The following is a 15,837-nucleotide window of genomic DNA, read 5'->3' on the forward strand; positions in this document are numbered from 1 at the left end:
TCTCACACCCCCCGCCGATATCCGTGCGTAAACGTTTTATCATACAATTTCGAGCGATACTCGCGCTCGATGACCGCTGGATCTAACGCCCATCCCGCCAAAATGAGCGCATGTTTGCGGATGCCATTCTCCCGCATATCCTCATCGAGCGTGCCGACGGTAGAATAAACGATTTTTTCGTCCGGCCATGTCGCTTTATACACGACGACAACGGGGGTATCGTCGCTCCAGCCGGCCTCCTTCAGCGCCTTTGTCACTTTTTTCGTTAATGTTGCGCTTAAAAACAGCGCCAAAGTGCAATGATGTTTCGCCAGTTCTTCCAGCTTTTCCTTTTCCGGAACCGGCGTCCGCCCTTCCGCTCGCGTTAAAATGACCGTCTGTGTCAAATCCGGAACGGTCAGTTCCGCTTGGACAGCGGCAGCTGCCGCAAATACCGAACTGACGCCAGGGACCATTTCGATTTCGACTCCCTGTTTTTTTAAGAGCGCTATTTGTTCGAGTGTCGCTCCGTAAATCGACGGATCCCCCGTATGGATGCGCACGACTTTTTTGCCTTGCTTCAGTTTTTCCAACATTGCCTCGACCATTTCTTCTAAATGCATGCCCGCCGTATGAAACACTTCGGCTTCCGGCTTTCGATAGCGCTCGATCAGTTCGTCGTTGACGAGCGAATCAGTGTAAAAAATCGCATCCGCTTCTTTGAGCAGCTGCGCGCCTTTCACTGTAATCAAGTCCGGATCCCCGGGTCCCGCGCCAATTATATACAGCTTCACTTTCTCACCACCAATAATGTCAAATATTCAAGCTCCGCGCCTTCGAGCTGTTCAATATTCCAAATCACTTCTTCTTTCGATGTCACTTTTGTCACCACGGCGGCGTTTTGCAGCAAGTTTTGTTCGCGAAGGAGGCGGATCATCATATCCATCACTTTCGCCACTTTCAAAAACACGACGCAATCATGGTCTTCAAGCGCCTTTTTCATCGCTTCGTAGTCGTCGCGCGCCGGAATAATCGCCACATGCTCATCTCCGTCGGCAAGCGGCATTTGCAGTCTCGCCGCCGCCGCGTTGACGGAGGAAACTCCCGGAACAATTTCAATCGCGACATTTGGATAACGCTCTTTCATGACGTTCATCAGATGGATAAACGTGCTATATAAAAGCGGATCTCCTTCCGTCACAAACGCGACATCTTTTCCCGCACTGAGCTGTTCCCATATCGCTTCCGCCGTTTCGTTCCATTTTTCTGTCAACACATCTATATTTTTCGTCATTGGAAAGACGAGCCCAAGCATTTCTTTTTCTCCCGCAGAAAAATATGCTTCAACAATTTGCTGGGCGTAGCTTTTGCTGCCGCGCTGTTTTTTCGGATAAGCAATGACATGCGCTTCTTTCAGGCGGCGAAACGCCTTCACCGTCAACAGTTCAGGGTCGCCCGGACCGACGCCGATGCCATACAACGTTCCGCTCATTCGTCTCCCTCCCTCTTTGCCGTAATGATATAAATCGGATTCAGCGCGTCAAACCGCGTCAAATCCAAAATCGGCTTGCTTCTCGAGATTTGCGCGAGCGTAATATCTGCTTGAAAGCCGCGCTGTTTTAATCCTTCCACCGCCTGCGCCAGCGTTTCGATCGTAACCGCATTAATAACGATGCGTCCGTTCCGTTTCAAGCGCCGGCAGCACACGTCAAGCAGCGGCCCCATTTCTCCTGACGTTCCCCCGATAAACACCGCATCCGGGTCGGCAAATTCGTCTAAATGCTCAGGCGCTTTGCCGTGCACAAGCGTCAGGTCGACGCGGAATTTTTTTAAGTTTTCCTTGCAAATCTCGATATCATGGGCGTTTTTTTCAATCGCAAACACCGCGCCTTCGCGGGCGATTTTCGCCGCTTCAATCGCCACCGAGCCGGTGCATGTGCCGATGTCCCAAACGACGCTTTTTTCATGAAGGCGAAGCGCGCTAATGCTTAGCACGCGAATTTCTTTTTTCGTAATAAGCCCTTTTTCCGGCTTGCGCTGCAAAAATTCATCATCATCAATCCCGAATGACCATGTCGGTCCCGCTTTTGTTTTTTGCAAAATAACGACATTTAATGGAGAAAACTCCGCATCCGCCATCTCTTCCAATTCAAAAAAGCGGCACCGTTCATCCCGTCCGCCAAGATTTTCCCCGACAAACGCGCGGTATTCGGTCATTCCGTACGAAAGCAAATATTTCGCAATGGCATTAGGAGAATTCATTTCATCCGTTAATATCGCCACTTTTTCGCATCCGTCGATTCGCTGCGCGAGCCCTTTCATGCCGCGGCCGTGGACGCTGATAAACTCGGCGTCCTGCCACTTTTCCCCCATTTTCGCAAACGCCCATTGAATCGAGCTGACCGTCGGATACACCTCGATCGGCAGCTTGTTCGATAAATAGCTGCCGATTCCGTAAAACATCGGGTCGCCAGAAGAAATAATGACGGTTCGCTTCGTTTCGCGCTTCAATCTTTCGACAAGCTCGGACAGACCGCCTTGAATCACGAGCTTTTCCCCTTGAAAATCCGGGAAAAAGGCTAAGTGGCGCTCGCCGCCTACCAATAATTCACTTTCATAAATCCAACGTTCATAAAGGCGCGGAAGGCTTGCTTTCCCATCTGCGCCAATGCCAATCAGTTTAATCGCCTGCATCGTTTCGCACCGCCTTTCCTAATAATTGACCGCTCATCGTGTACAGCGACGTTTCGACCGTAATGCCTCCTCCGACTTCCCGCAATGCCGACAAACAACAACAATCGCATAATATTTCAAAAAAACGCCTATTTTCTGCTTTCAGCATCATCTCGCCGACTTGCGACGCCGTATTGGCATCGCGCACTGCCGCGACAAGTTCCGGCGAAGCACCTGCTTGCTCGGCAATCGCCGCTAAAAATGAGAAATCGACAGGCGCCCCTTTCGAATGGACCATCATGACGCCTTGCGCCACTTTCGAAAATTTTCCCATCATCCCGACCATCGAAACGGTTTTGATTCCTAATCTTTTGCACTGTTTCAGCGTAAAGCCGACAAAATCGCCCATTTCAATAAACGCTTCCTCGGGAAGATGAGAATATTGCTGCATCGCAAATTTTTCGCTTCGCCCCCCCGTCGTGACCACGACATGGTCGCATCCGTTTGCTTTCGCCACTTGAATCGCCTGAACGATGCTTGCCCGATACGCGGACGTCGAAAAAGGAACGACAATGCCGCGCGTCCCCAAAATCGAAATGCCGCCGATAATGCCTAAGCGCGCGTTTAACGTTTTTTTGGCGATTTCTTCCCCGTCGGGAACGGAAATAATGACGTTCACCCCCCGGGAAACGCCGTATTGTTCCAATACTTCGCTCGCCGTTTCGCGAATCATTTTCCGCGGGACAGGATTAATCGCGGCTTCGCCCACCGGAACCGGCAAACCCGGTTTCGTGACGCGCCCTACCCCTTTTCCGCCATCTAAATGGACGCCGGGCTGCTCCGCCCATGAAACGGTCGATACAATCGCGGCTCCGTGCGTCGCGTCAGGGTCATCTCCCCCGTCTTTGATCACCGTTGCTGACGCTGATTCCTCGCTGATCTCGCACGCTTCAATCGCAAACGTCACCCAGCGTCCAACCGGCAAATAAATGGTTGCTTCCATTTGCCGGATGCCGGTAATAAGCGCCGTTAATGCTGCTTTCGTCGCCGCTGTGGCGCACGCTCCCGTTGTATACCCTTCTCGCAGCGTTTTTTTCGCTTCCATATTATTACCCTCGCTCTGCCAACAATGACAGCGCGTTTAGCGCCGCCACTGTAACGGTGCTTCCTCCTTTTCGGCCGACATTCGTAATAAACGGAATATCTAATTTCGCCAATTCCTCCTTCGCTTCCGCCGCCGATACAAACCCGACCGGCAAGCCGATCACTAATCCCGGGCGCGCTTCTCCTTCTTTAATTAAACGAATCAACTCAAGCAGTGCCGTTGGTGCGTTTCCGATCGCAAAAATCCCGCCTTCCGCTTCTTTCGCCGCTTTTCGCATCGCGACGATCGCTCTTGTCGTATTGAGCCGTTTCGCCTCGGCAATGACATCCTCATCGGAAATATATACCTTCACGGTTCCGCCGAATTTTTCAATGCGTGTTTTGTTCACTCCAACTTGAACCATTTGCACATCGGCGACGACCGTCTTGCCGCTGCGTATTGCTTTTATTCCCGCGCGAACGGCCTCAGGATGAAATAGCAAACTTTTTCCAAGTTCAAAATCGGCAGAAGCATGAATGACGCGCTGTACAATCGGATATTGTTCTTCTGTAAAATGGTGTTCGCCGATTTCTTCATCAATAATTTGAAAGCTTCTTGCTTCAATTTGTTGCGGTTGGACCGTAACCGGACGAAATTCCGTGCGGAAATCCATCGTAAAAACCCCTTTCTTTTTCAAGACTGGATCATTTCTCGCAGCGCCGCAATGACGTCGGAAAACTGTGAAAACACCGTGCCATATTCAATCGACGGGCGGCGGATGACGATCGTCTCAATCCCTAGTTCTTGCGCGGCGGCGATTTTTTCATCGACAAACCCAACTTTGCCGCTTTCTTTCGTAATGAGCAACGTAACGCCAAAATGACGGAAAAGCGCCTTATCCAATTCTTTCGAAAACGGGCCTTGCATCGCAACGATATTTTCTTGCGGAAACTTTAGTTGTTCACATTTCTCCATATTGTCTTTGCGCGGCAGCATGCGCGCGATCACGCGCGTATCGGGAAGGCCAAGCAGCTTGGCGGCAAAAATGTGCAGCGTTTTGCTCCCCGTCGTCAGCATAATCACTCCACGCTTTTGCGCCGCCAATTCGGCCGCCTCTTCATAGCTGTCAACAAAGGTGACAAGCTGGCTGCTTAACTCGGCGGCTTGGCGTTCATAGCGGATGTACGGAACGCCGGCTGCATCCGCCGCCTGCATCGCGTTTTTCGACGCTTCTTCGGCAAACGGATGGCTTGCGTCCACCACCGCTTTCGCTTTCTTTGCGCGGATCAACTCCGCCAATTGCTCCGCCGCCAGCCTTCCAAGATGCACCGCTAAGCCGGAAGCGCGCAGCTGGTCCGCCGCGTGTTCCGTAACGACGGTCGCCAGCACATCATAGCCCGCCTGTTGGATGCAAAGCGCCAGCTCTCGGGCATCGCTCGTTCCCGCTAATACGATAACCATGTACGTTCCCCCTTAATGATGATGGTGGTGGTGATGGTGATGATGCTCCGTTGCGTGAAGCCGATATTGGCACATATCGCAGTTCATCACAACCGTCTTGCCGAGCGCCTCTTCCAATCTGTCCAGCACAATCGTTTTCAGCTTCGGATGAAACCCAAAGTAGCCGGCTAGAGCAAAATCGACGTTAGCATATTGGAAACGATATTGCTTTACTTTGTCTTCAAGTCGCTTAATAAGCACGCCGGTAAACAAAAAGTACGGTAAAACTACCACTTTTCGCGCCCCTAGCTTGACGCAGCGTTCCACCGCATCGTCTAGCGATGGCGTTGTTACCCCCATAAACGCCGGTTCGACGAGGAAATAGTTCGTTTGTTCCCAAAATAAGCGGGAAATTTTGTATAAATCGCTGTTCGCATCAGGGTCGCTCCCCCCGCGCCCAAGCAGGACCACCGCTGTTTCCGGATCGGGATTTTCGATATTTTCGCCGACTTCTTGCAATCTCGTTTTTAAGATCGAAAATGTTTGCTCGTGAATGCCAATTGGTCGGCCATAGATGAACGTCACGTGCGGATAATGTTTTTTCGCTTCATCGATCTCCGCCGGAATATGCAGCTTTGAATGTCCCGCTGCCAGCAAAATGATCGGGATCACGATAATTTCGCGAGCCCCGGCGGCGACGCAACGGTCGATCCCTTCGCGAATCGTCGGCAGTCCAAACTCTAAAAAGCTTGTTTCAACATGCATGGATGCCTCGATGTTTGGCTTTAATTGTTCGACAAACTGCCTGACTTGGTCGTTTCCTTCCGGGTCGCGGCTGCCGTGCCCGACAAATAATACAGCTTTCATTGATTCTTCCCCCCTTATTCACCGCAGACGGGCACTTCGATTTTTTCCGCCTGCTTTTCTTCTTGGTACGCAAATCCGCCGACTTGTTTCACTCGCTTGAAAAACTTATGAAACCGTTCGTTCGGATAGGCGTTTTCCTTATATTCTTGAATAATGCGAGTGACAACAGATACAATCTCGCTAGGCGGAATCCCTTCAGCGACAAGCTGTCCAGGGTGCGCGTTTCTTCCGACTGTTTTTCCTCCTAAAAATAAGTCGAATGCCCCTTTCCGATAAACGATGCCGATATCTTCCCGTACCGCTCCGTAACATGCCATGCCGCAGCCGTTTATACCTAGCTTCAATTCTTTCGGAAGCGCCATTCCGCCAAGCCGTTCGTACAGTTCCTCCGCATACGGAATCGCGTCTTTTTTCTCGCCGTCGCAAAAATCGCACGCCTTCACCGTCAGCACGTCACCGACAGGAGCGACGGCAAGCCCCGCTTCTTTCAGTCTCGCGACGATGCCGTCCGGGTCAGAAGTAGGCACTTCGATCTTCAAATAATGATCCGGCGTATACATCATCGTTCCGCCTTCGCCGACGATTTCGGCAAGCAACATCATCTGTTTTGGCGTAAAATTTTTGTTCGCTACTCCTGGGCTAACCGCGATTTCGAAAATGTCAGTCGCAAATGCCGCGGTGTCACGCTGGCGAATTTCTAATTTTTTCAACGCGTCTTCGGCGATTTCTTTTGCCGATGTCGATTCCGTTTGATCAAGCGCCCACGGTTCCGCTTCTTTGCGGAGACGTTCGTGTGGTTTCAGCGGCTGTTCCGCGGCACTTAACGTATATTTCCGCTGGTATCCGCGCGGCGTAATCATCAACCCGTCGTATACAAACGTCGAAGAATTGCCGATAATGACGGTCGTAAGCATGCCGATCTCGTGATCGAGCATGTGCGCCAAATCCGTCAATACGATATGCTGCCGCGCGCGATAAGCGCTTTTCACCAATCCTACTGGAGTGCTTGGCGAGCGATAGCGCAAAAGAATCCGCTGCGCTTCGACAATTTGCCGCGTGCGCCGCCCACTTTTCGGATTATATAGTGCGATGACAAAATCGGCAGCGGCTGCCGCTTCGATGCGTTTTTCAATCAGCGCCCACGGCGTTAAGTGGTCGCTTAAGCTAATCGTGCACGCGTCGTGCATAATCGGCGCCCCTAAAAGCGCGGCGCATGAGTGAATGGCAGAAATGCCTGGAATGACTTCCACTTCGATATCGCTTTCCCGCGTCCATCCCTTTTCGATAAGCACCTCATACACAAGCCCTGCCATTCCATATACGCCCGCGTCTCCGCTGGAAATGACGGCGACCGTTTTTCCGCGTTCCGCCCATTTCACCGCCTCTTGTGCGCGGCTGACTTCTTCCGTCATGCCCGTGCTAATCACTTGCTTATCACCGATTACATCGGCGACGAGGTCAATGTACGTTTTATAACCGATGACGATGTCGCTTTCTTCAATCGCCTCCCGCGCCCGCTTTGTCATATGTTCTTCGCTGCCTGGACCAAATCCAACGATCAGCAATTTCCCTTTCATCGTTTCACCCCAATTTCCATCTTTCTTGTTCATGTTAACTGGGCATATTTGCCTAAAAAACTGGAACTCTATATCACTGTCTCACTAATACGGAGCTTGGGCGTTCATCCATTGTTTCATTTCTTCCACATTCCGCGGGATTCGCGTCTCGTGCGGAAACAACATTTTCCATACAGAAGCGAGCAGCGGAACACCAAGATGCCATTTTTTCAATTGATGCTGCCTAGCAAATATATCCTGTGGTGCTCCTTGCATGACAATTCGTCCATCATGCATAACAAACACGATATCCGCCCACTCTAAGACAAAATCAAAATCATGAGTGGCAATCAAAACGGTCGTGCCGGCTCGATGAATATCGTTTATCTTTTCGATAAATCGATCGATCTGCAAGCGGTCTAAATAGGCTGTCGGCTCATCGAGCACTAATAATTTCGGGTTCGTCACCATTACGGCGGCAAGCGTCAGCCATTTTTTTTGGCCGAGACTTAAATGATGAACAGGCTTGTCCAACCATGAACGCAATCCAAACTCGTCGAGCGCTTTTTCAATGAGCTCGTCCATTTCACTTTTTTTCATTCCTAAATGGTGCAGGCTAAACGCCAGTTCATCACGCACCAGCGGCGCCACAAGCTGGTGTTCTGGATTTTGAAAAACGATGCCGACTTCTCGCCGCCATTTTTGCAATGTTGGACGCCGGTAATCCACCTTCTCGCCATTCCAATAGATATCGCCGGAATCGGGGCGCAACAGCCCGTTCGCATGTAAAAATAACGTGGTCTTGCCGCATCCGTTACGACCGATGAGCGCGCACTTCTTTCCATCGGGAACATGAAGGCTTAATCCCTTCAACACACACGGTCCGTTCGGATACGTATAATATACTTCGTCCATTTTCAGCATCGTCTGCTGCCCTCCTATCATCCAAGCCATAGAAGCAAACTTATGCCGATGGCCGCTTCCCACAGATAACGTTTACTTTTTTCATTGTATGTGCCCACATGAACATAGACCATTTCATCGGAAACTCCGCGGGCCCATAAAGCAAGGCGCAACGCTTCATAGGAATGCCATATTTTTTGAAAAAGCTGGAACACCAACATCCCGCCATGCCGCCAATGGTTTCCTCCATTTCTTGCTTTCATAGCTACGTATAGCTCTTCTGCCGCTTTCTCAAAAACAAATACAAACCGATACGTAAAAAACAACAACTCAATGATGATGGATGGCACTTTCATGCGCTTGAGCACATGCAACATCTCTGGAAACGGAGTAGTCACCAGCAGGAAAAATAAACAAGACCATGCCGCGGCCGAACGAGATAACAAAGACATCACGGTGAAAATTTGCGAACGATCAATGGAAACATGAAAAGACTTGTCGAGCGAAACCAACAAAGCTGGCAAACTCATAATCAGAAACAATGCCACCACTCCGAGTGCTTTGGCGTACACCTTCCACGAAACACGTGCATACCCGATAATCCATACGGCAAGCCAAATCGTTATCATTACTTGCATTTTCCAACTACCTATCATGGCCATTATCAATAATAGAATCGCAAATATCATTTTTTGTTCGGGACGTATTGTCCGCAGGCGGTTATCGTAAGCGACGGTGTCCAACTGCCGGATCATTTTGCTTCATCTCTTTGGTTCGCCCGGCCTTTATAGACGCCGATAATATAGCCAATAATTCCGGCTCCGACCGCCGCTTGCACAGAAAACAGCAACGTTTCCACCTCTCCGCCCGGCGGCTCAAATATGGTTTGCGCCCAAGGCTTATAATGAGGAGCGATCACCTGAATCGTTTTTTCCGCCTGGTCATCCGTGCCGCCAAAATCAGAGTGATGAATAAACAATAACGGTGCCACTACTAATAAAACAGCAAAAACAAGGAGAAAAAGACTTCGCTTCATAATTTACACTCCCCTCTCTAATTGAGTCAGTTCCCGGCTGCTGTAAGTCGATAAGAAATTCCAAACGACAACCGTAAGCAGCCCTTCTGTAATCGCCAGTGGTATTTGCGTGATCGCAAAAATGCCGGCAAATTTGACAAACGAAGCGAAAATCCCGCCTGTCGCATCCGGAAACGCCAACGCTAATTGCAATGAGGTGACAACATATGTGGCTAAATCAGAAAAAAATGCAGCGAAAAATATCGTCCAACGCCGCGATATATTCCACTTTTTCCCGAAACGATAAATGCCGTACGCCACAAGCGGGCCGGCGACTGCCATGGACATGGCATTCGCACCTAATGTCGTCAATCCGCCATGTGCCAGCAGTAATGCTTGAAACAGCAATACGATGCTCCCCATCACTACCATCGTCCATGGACCAAACAGCACCGCACCGAGCCCTACCCCCGTTGGATGTGAGCTGCTTCCAGTAACGGATGGAATTTTTAAAGCAGACAGCACAAACGTAAATGCCCCGGACAGCGCAATGAGCAGCTTTAGTTCCGGATGCTCACGCGTAATCCGGATGAGTGAACGCATACCGATGATCAAAAATGGCAAAAACGCGAGCCACCAAAAAATCACCCATCCAACAGGCAAAAATCCTTCCATAATATGCATCGCAAATGCCGATGAACTTTCAGAAAAAGTAAAATAGACAACTAAACCGCAAAGGAAAAGGGCGTATTTCCATTTTTTCATGCTTCCGTTCCTCCCGTTGTTCTGCATCATTTCGAAATTCCTAGAGGGGACGTTGATTGTTTTGGCATCATGAATCCCTTCATCTTTTCATAACGGTACGTCATCGTTTCTTCCAGCCATTCCCCGTCCCGTAAATGCCTTCGCACAAGCTCCCTTGCTTTTTCCGGCGTCATCCCGTGGTACCATACACCTTCAGGGTAAACGATGACGACGCATGCGTCTTGGCAGCGGCCGTTGCAGCGCGTCCGCGTCGTATGTACGATGCCATCTAACTCGAGACTCGCGATTTCTTCACGGATGGCACGTGTTACTTCTTCGCCCCCTTTACGCATGCAGCTGCCTCCGTTGCAAATCAGCACATGATGTTTCGTTCCGGTTAAGTTCCATGTTGTCATGTTCAATCTCTCCTTTTTTGCAAAATAAAAAGCACCTCTATACGCAGAGGTGCAGAAAAATGCATACAAATATAGCCAAAAAAGTATGCCATTCTCCCGCACGTCTACCTATAATCCCGTAGGTATCCGTCCGAACAAATAAGGCAGGTCTCCTGACTTAGGATCATCGCTTTGCTGCGCCTTCCCGAAGTTTCCTTCAGTGACATCATGCAACAAAGCTCCCCATCACAGTGGCGGGTACCGTGACGGATTTTCACCGTACTTCCCTTTTAAGCCTGTTCTCTTAATGAGAAAAGGCACCTTATTTGCTTGGCATAGATATTAATTTTTCATGGAACATTTTCGTTATTCATAGTAGTACAAATTTTCAAACGCCGTCAATCACTTTTTTTTTCAACAAATCTGTTTTTGCCAATACAATCCCGTCGCGATCGGCATATACATAGGCGCCCGGCTCCCAAAGCACACCGCCAAACTCAAGCGCGACGTCCCGTTTTCCCTTTCCTTCTTTTTTGCTTTTTACCGGGCATGTGCCGATCGCCATCACCCCGATCGGCATATTGGCAATCTCCGCGGAATCGCGAATGCAGCCGTGAATAATCACGCCGGCAAGTCCGCGATCACAGGCGATTTGCGCCAAACGATCTCCAAGTAGCGCGCAATTTCGCGAACCTTTCCCGTCAACGACCAATACGGTGCCAGCCGGAACGGTTTCTAACGCCTCGCGCACGAGCACATTATCCTCCAACACATCGACCGTCGCGATCGGTCCGGAAAATTCCGCTTTGCCGCCATATGATTGCATCGGCAACCGACAAACTTGCAATTCATTTAAAAATTCATCGCATAAATCAGCTGTTTTCACTATCATTCCCTCCCCACGTTATGTCCTTATTTGACGCATTTGGCAAAATTCCTTCTTTTTTCAACAAAAAAAACAGACAAGCGTTGCTTGCCTGCTTATAAACTGAGCTAGCTGGATTCGAACCAGCGCATCGCGGAGTCAAAGTCCGTTGCCTTACCGTTTGGCTATAGCCCAACGAAATTCTTCTTTGATCGACGAGTCAACATGGGAAAATTTCAAAATGGTCTGCATTTAGAAGCCAGCGCAAAATCTCACTTGTCATTCAGCGAACTTGAATTAACGGAAAACAAATAAATTCAATTCGTTTGTAGTATTTCCTCCATCCATTCACCCCATACACTTTTTCAAAAAAATATTTTAAAATACTAACATTTTTTGTTTATAGAAAATATTATTTTAATAATACTATTTTAAAAAACAACAAACATTTTCTATACATAAATCACAAAAATTTAAATATTCATTCATTTGAGCTTTACATTCACTTCCTACAATGGAAGCGAAAATCGTCATAGGGAGAGTGAAGGAAAAATGAAAAAATCAACGATCATTGGCTGGCCGCTTTCCGCACTATTCGGTTTTCTCGCGCCATACGCCTTCAATGCCGCAGCTGCTGATAAATTGGATATGCAACCGTTCACGACGCGCTCGATTGTAGGCGACATCGATGTCATCGCCCATCGCGGTGCATCTGGATATGCGCCAGAACATACGTTATCGGCATACAAAAAAGCAATTCAAATGAAAGCGAACTATGTGGAATTAGATTTGCATATGACGAAAGACGGAGAATTAGTCGCTATTCATGACGCGACGCTAGCGAGAACTACCAATGCAGAAGAAGTATATCCCGATCGCGCCCCTTGGCGGGTAAAAGATTTCACGCTTTCAGAAATGAAACAGCTCGATGCCGGTTCTTGGTTTAACGACGCTTACCCGGAATACGCGAAAAAACAATATGCTAAAGAAAAAATTCCTACTTTGCAAGAAGTGATGGATGTGATGAAACAAAAAGACGCGAAAGCCGCTCTATACATTGAAACGAAAGCTCCAAACGTCTATCCAGGCATGGAAGGAAAACTGGTGGATATTTTAAAAAAGAACGGATATTTGCAACAAGGAAAAGTGATTTTTCAATCATTTAGCGAGGCGAGTTTGCGAAAATTGCGGGAAATCATTCCTAAAGGCATTCCGCTTATTCAACTGTATAGTCCCGCCATGATACAAGGACGCAACCTCGATGACGTTCTCGATCAAGCCGCCGAATACGCCGAAGGAGTCGGGCCGGAGCAATCGCTCGTTACTCCGGAATTTGTACAAAAAGCGCACGAACGCCATCTCATTGTTCATCCATATACGATAAACACAAAAGAAGAAATGCAAAAACAATTATCGTTAGGCGTGGATGGAATGTTTACAAACTATCCTGATCGGTTAGTAAGCTTGAACAAGAAATAGCTCTGCCGTATTCATCATTCATGCACTCGAAGGCACACCCGCCGGCAAACAGCGCCTTACTAGCGAAAAATAATTTTCTTATGATTTTTTAGAATAATATATGCACTACTTTTCAACATTATAAGCATCATTAAATCATTTTTGGCTCTATTCGTAAAATTCTCATTGTCATTTTCTAACTTTATCGATATAATGAGGAAAAACGCGAAAGGAGCAACAAACTTGCTGCAAATCGTCCAATACAAAAACGGCCCGTTTACGCTTTCCACCGATCCAGCGCTTGTGCAAGTTGACCGCGTCTGCGAATTTCTCGCCCGCTCTTATTGGGCGAATACGAGAGACCGCGCGACAATTATCAAATCTTTGGAACATTCCTTATGCTTTTCATTGTTTCATGAACAGACGCAAATCGGATTGGCGCGGGTTGTTACTGATGGGGCGACGTTTGCCTATTTGTGCGATGTCTTTATTGATGAGGAATTTCGCGGACAAGGGCTTGGCAAATGGCTAGTGAAATGTATATTGTAGCATCCGGACGTCGCTTCTGTAAAGCGCGTTTTGCTCGCAACAAAAGACGCCCACGGACTATACAAACAGTTTGGCTTTCAGTCGCCGCGACATCCGGAACAGCTGATGGAAAAAATAATCTCCCCCTCGACATGAGGAAGGAGATTATTTTTTCGCAAACAAAAACGTTATTTTTTTCTCTTTTTCATCCCACGCTAACGCCGCATCAAACGTTTTTCCCCCTTTTTTAAATCCTTTAATGACGTTCGTTTGGCCGCGCTCGAGCAGCTTTTTCACATTCGCTTGCGAAATCGTTTTGCCGAGAATTTTTTTCGAAATCGCAAACGAGCATTTCGTCTTGGCATAATTGGCGCAGCCGTAAAACGTTCCTTTATCGATGACCGTGCCGCCGCACAGCTTGCAAGTGCCGACCGGCTTTCCAAGCGTCGTTTTCGATTTTGTCCGTTGAATCGACGCCGTATCGAGTCCGGCAAAGTCCCATGTTTCCGACATTTCCACGGCGTCTTCGACAATTTTTGCGGAGAGCTTTTTTACTTGCTCCATAAACTGCGCCGCCGACGCTTTTCCTTCACCGATTTCGCTTAAGCGCTGCTCCCATTTCGCCGTCATTTCCGGAGATGCCAAAATTTGATCGCCAATCGCTTCGATCAGCACTTTCGCTTTGTCGGTCGCATACACTTGATTTTTCTTTACTTCGATGTAATGGCGCTCTTTCAGCGTTGTAATGATCGCCGCGCGCGTCGCTTCCGTGCCGAGCCCTTCCGTTTTGGTAAGCACTTTTTCTAATTCTTCGTTATCTAAAAATTTCCCCGCTGTTTTCATCAAAGTAATGAGCTGCCCTTCTGTATACCGTTTCGGCGGCTGCGTCTTTCCTTCTTTGATGCGAACGTTCAACACATCGCCACGTTCGCCTTCATGGAGCGAAGGAAGAAGCACGGCATCATCGTCTTCGCGCTGGCTGATGACTTTCCGCCATCCTTCCTCGATTTGCTGCTTGCCTTTCGAAATAAAGCGGGCGCGCCCATCGACAAGCGTCGTGACGGTCGTGTAGTCAAACACCGCCGCCTCGTAATGAGCGGCAATGAGGCGGCACACGACCAAATCGTAAATTTTCCGCTCATCCACCGACAACTTCGCTGGATCAACCACCTGCTCCGTCGGGATGATCGCATAATGGTCGGTTACTTTCTTTTCATTTACATAACGTTTATTATGTAAAATTGATGCGTTCGGCAGCGGAAAAAATGGCTGGTACTCCGGAAACGCCCGCAATTTTTGCAAAATATCCGGGAACGTTTCCGCCTCGCCTTTTGTCACATAATTGGAATCGGAACGCGGATATGACACGATTCCTTTTTGGTATAATTTTTGCAAAATATCGAGCGTTTTTTTCGGGGAAAATTGATACACTTTGTTTGCCGTCGCCTGCAAGGAGGACAAATTGAATAATAGCGGCGGTAAAAACGTTTTTCGCTCCGTTTTCACTTCGCCCACGATCGCGGGCTTGTTTCGGCAAAACTGGGCGATTTGTTGCGCCAGCTGCTTTTCCTTGATCCGCGTTTCTCCTTTTTCGTTCGCCCATTTTCCTTCATACTGCCTGCCGCCAATGGCAAATGTCGCCACCACTTCCCAAAACGGTTCGGGGCGAAACTGTTCAATTTCTTTTTCCCGTTTCACGATGAGCGCGAGCGTCGGCGTTTGTACCCTTCCAACTGAAAAAACGTCATCCATCCCTTTTTGCTTCAACAAAATGCTGTACACGCGCGAGGCGTTCATCCCGACGAGCCAATCGGCGCAAGCGCGCGCGTACGCCTCTTCATATAAATTTCTTGTTTCTGCTTCATCTAGCAGACGGCGGAATCCTTCGTAAATCGCTTTCGGTGTCAATGATGAAAGCCAAAGCCGCTTCATTGGCTTTTTCACGCCGCTCATATGAATAATGTTGCGGACAATCAGCTCCCCTTCCCTTCCGGCGTCGCCGGCATGGATAATTTCCGTCACTTCCGGTTTGCGAAGCAGTTCTTTCACAATCGCGAACTGCTTCGCTTTCGCTTTTTCTACCTCATATTGAAAACGCTCCGGAATGATCGGCAGCGTCTCCAACTTCCATTGTTTCCACTCCGGGCGATACCGTTCGGGCGGAACGAGCTGAAAAAGGTGCCCGATCGCCCACGTCATATACGCTCCTTTTGGAAACAATTCGTTCGGATAAATCTCGATATAGCCTTGACGCTTTTTCGTTTGAAAAATCGACGCGAGCGTCGCGCCTTGGTCCGGTTTTTCGGCGATGATCACTTTCATGGCAGACT

At 48.7% G+C, this 15,837-nt stretch carries 16 protein-coding genes, 1 tRNA gene, 1 pseudogene and 1 riboswitch; of the genes and pseudogenes, 2 read left to right on the plus strand and 16 right to left on the minus strand.

Translation table 11 applies throughout. The features are described 5' to 3' along the window. Positions 1–2 precede the first annotated feature (2 nt). The 15 genes from cobM to BM278_RS02400 form a co-directional block, all read right to left on the minus strand. Entirely contained in the window at positions 3–773 is a 771-nt protein-coding gene (gene cobM, locus BM278_RS02330; RefSeq protein WP_090947794.1) for a precorrin-4 C(11)-methyltransferase, read from the minus strand. Continuing rightward, on the minus strand, positions 770–1,471 hold the full coding sequence (gene cobI, locus BM278_RS02335; protein ID WP_090947795.1) for a precorrin-2 C(20)-methyltransferase: 702 nt from the start codon (positions 1,469–1,471) through the stop codon (positions 770–772). The genes cobM and cobI overlap by 4 nt, the downstream gene beginning before the upstream one ends. Then, a complete protein-coding gene (cbiE, locus tag BM278_RS02340) occupies positions 1,468–2,673 on the minus strand; it encodes a precorrin-6y C5,15-methyltransferase (decarboxylating) subunit CbiE (protein ID WP_090947796.1) in 1,206 nt (401 codons plus the stop codon). The genes cobI and cbiE overlap by 4 nt, the downstream gene beginning before the upstream one ends. Next, positions 2,660–3,757 carry a cobalt-precorrin-5B (C(1))-methyltransferase gene (locus tag BM278_RS02345; RefSeq protein WP_090947797.1) on the minus strand — a complete coding sequence of 366 codons (1,098 nt, stop codon included), beginning with the start codon at positions 3,755–3,757 and terminating at the stop codon, positions 2,660–2,662. Before BM278_RS02345 ends, cbiE begins: the two co-directional genes overlap by 14 nt. A gap of 4 nt (positions 3,758–3,761) precedes the next feature. After that, the gene (locus BM278_RS02350; protein WP_090947798.1) at positions 3,762–4,409 is read right to left on the minus strand and encodes a precorrin-8X methylmutase; all 648 of its coding nucleotides are present in this window, start codon (positions 4,407–4,409) and stop codon (positions 3,762–3,764) included. Between the two features lie 20 nt (positions 4,410–4,429). Beyond that, positions 4,430–5,197, minus strand: a complete 768-nt coding sequence (cobK, locus tag BM278_RS02355) for a precorrin-6A reductase (protein ID WP_090947799.1) — start codon at positions 5,195–5,197, stop codon at positions 4,430–4,432. Positions 5,198–5,209: 12 nt separating this feature from the next. Beyond that, complete coding sequence (locus BM278_RS02360) at positions 5,210–6,043, minus strand: sirohydrochlorin chelatase (RefSeq protein ID WP_090947800.1); 834 nt, start codon at positions 6,041–6,043, stop codon at positions 5,210–5,212. Positions 6,044–6,057: 14 nt separating this feature from the next. Next, complete coding sequence (cobJ, locus tag BM278_RS02365) at positions 6,058–7,620, minus strand: precorrin-3B C(17)-methyltransferase (RefSeq protein ID WP_090947801.1); 1,563 nt, start codon at positions 7,618–7,620, stop codon at positions 6,058–6,060. A gap of 84 nt (positions 7,621–7,704) precedes the next feature. Beyond that, positions 7,705–8,523 carry an energy-coupling factor ABC transporter ATP-binding protein gene (locus tag BM278_RS02370; RefSeq protein ID WP_090947802.1) on the minus strand — a complete coding sequence of 273 codons (819 nt, stop codon included), beginning with the start codon at positions 8,521–8,523 and terminating at the stop codon, positions 7,705–7,707. A 17-nt stretch (positions 8,524–8,540) separates the two neighbouring features. Beyond that, complete coding sequence (gene cbiQ / locus BM278_RS02375) at positions 8,541–9,257, minus strand: cobalt ECF transporter T component CbiQ (RefSeq protein ID WP_090947803.1); 717 nt, start codon at positions 9,255–9,257, stop codon at positions 8,541–8,543. Next, positions 9,254–9,538, minus strand: a complete 285-nt coding sequence (locus BM278_RS02380) for an energy-coupling factor ABC transporter substrate-binding protein (protein ID WP_090947804.1) — start codon at positions 9,536–9,538, stop codon at positions 9,254–9,256. The genes cbiQ and BM278_RS02380 overlap by 4 nt, the downstream gene beginning before the upstream one ends. A 3-nt stretch (positions 9,539–9,541) precedes the next feature. Further along, positions 9,542–10,282: an energy-coupling factor ABC transporter permease gene (locus BM278_RS02385; protein WP_090947805.1), complete on the minus strand. Its 741-nt coding sequence runs from the start codon at positions 10,280–10,282 to the stop codon at positions 9,542–9,544. Positions 10,283–10,308: 26 nt separating this feature from the next. After that, positions 10,309–10,677, minus strand: a complete 369-nt coding sequence (locus tag BM278_RS02390; RefSeq protein ID WP_090947806.1) for a (2Fe-2S) ferredoxin domain-containing protein — start codon at positions 10,675–10,677, stop codon at positions 10,309–10,311. A gap of 125 nt (positions 10,678–10,802) precedes the next feature. Continuing rightward, a riboswitch (cobalamin riboswitch) is annotated at positions 10,803–10,996 on the minus strand. Between the two features lie 48 nt (positions 10,997–11,044). Further along, complete coding sequence (gene rraA, locus BM278_RS02395) at positions 11,045–11,542, minus strand: ribonuclease E activity regulator RraA (protein ID WP_090947807.1); 498 nt, start codon at positions 11,540–11,542, stop codon at positions 11,045–11,047. Positions 11,543–11,644: 102 nt separating this feature from the next. Continuing rightward, positions 11,645–11,716 (minus strand) — tRNA-Gln (locus tag BM278_RS02400). Positions 11,717–12,073: 357 nt separating this feature from the next. Here BM278_RS02400 and BM278_RS02405 point away from each other — a divergent pair. Together BM278_RS02405 and BM278_RS02410 are read left to right on the plus strand one after the other, a co-directional pair. Beyond that, on the plus strand, positions 12,074–13,000 hold the full coding sequence (locus BM278_RS02405) for a glycerophosphodiester phosphodiesterase (RefSeq protein WP_090947808.1): 927 nt from the start codon (positions 12,074–12,076) through the stop codon (positions 12,998–13,000). 222 nt (positions 13,001–13,222) lie between these two features. Continuing rightward, a pseudogene (locus BM278_RS02410) lies at positions 13,223–13,663 on the plus strand (GNAT family N-acetyltransferase). Between the two features lie 9 nt (positions 13,664–13,672). Here BM278_RS02410 and BM278_RS02415 read toward each other — a convergent pair. Then, the gene (locus tag BM278_RS02415; RefSeq protein ID WP_090947809.1) at positions 13,673–15,829 is read right to left on the minus strand and encodes a DNA topoisomerase III; all 2,157 of its coding nucleotides are present in this window, start codon (positions 15,827–15,829) and stop codon (positions 13,673–13,675) included. Positions 15,830–15,837: the final 8 nt, after the last annotated feature.

The sequence above is a fragment of the Parageobacillus thermantarcticus genome (genome assembly GCF_900111865.1).
GTDB classification, from domain to species: Bacteria; Bacillota; Bacilli; order Bacillales; family Anoxybacillaceae; genus Parageobacillus; species Parageobacillus thermantarcticus.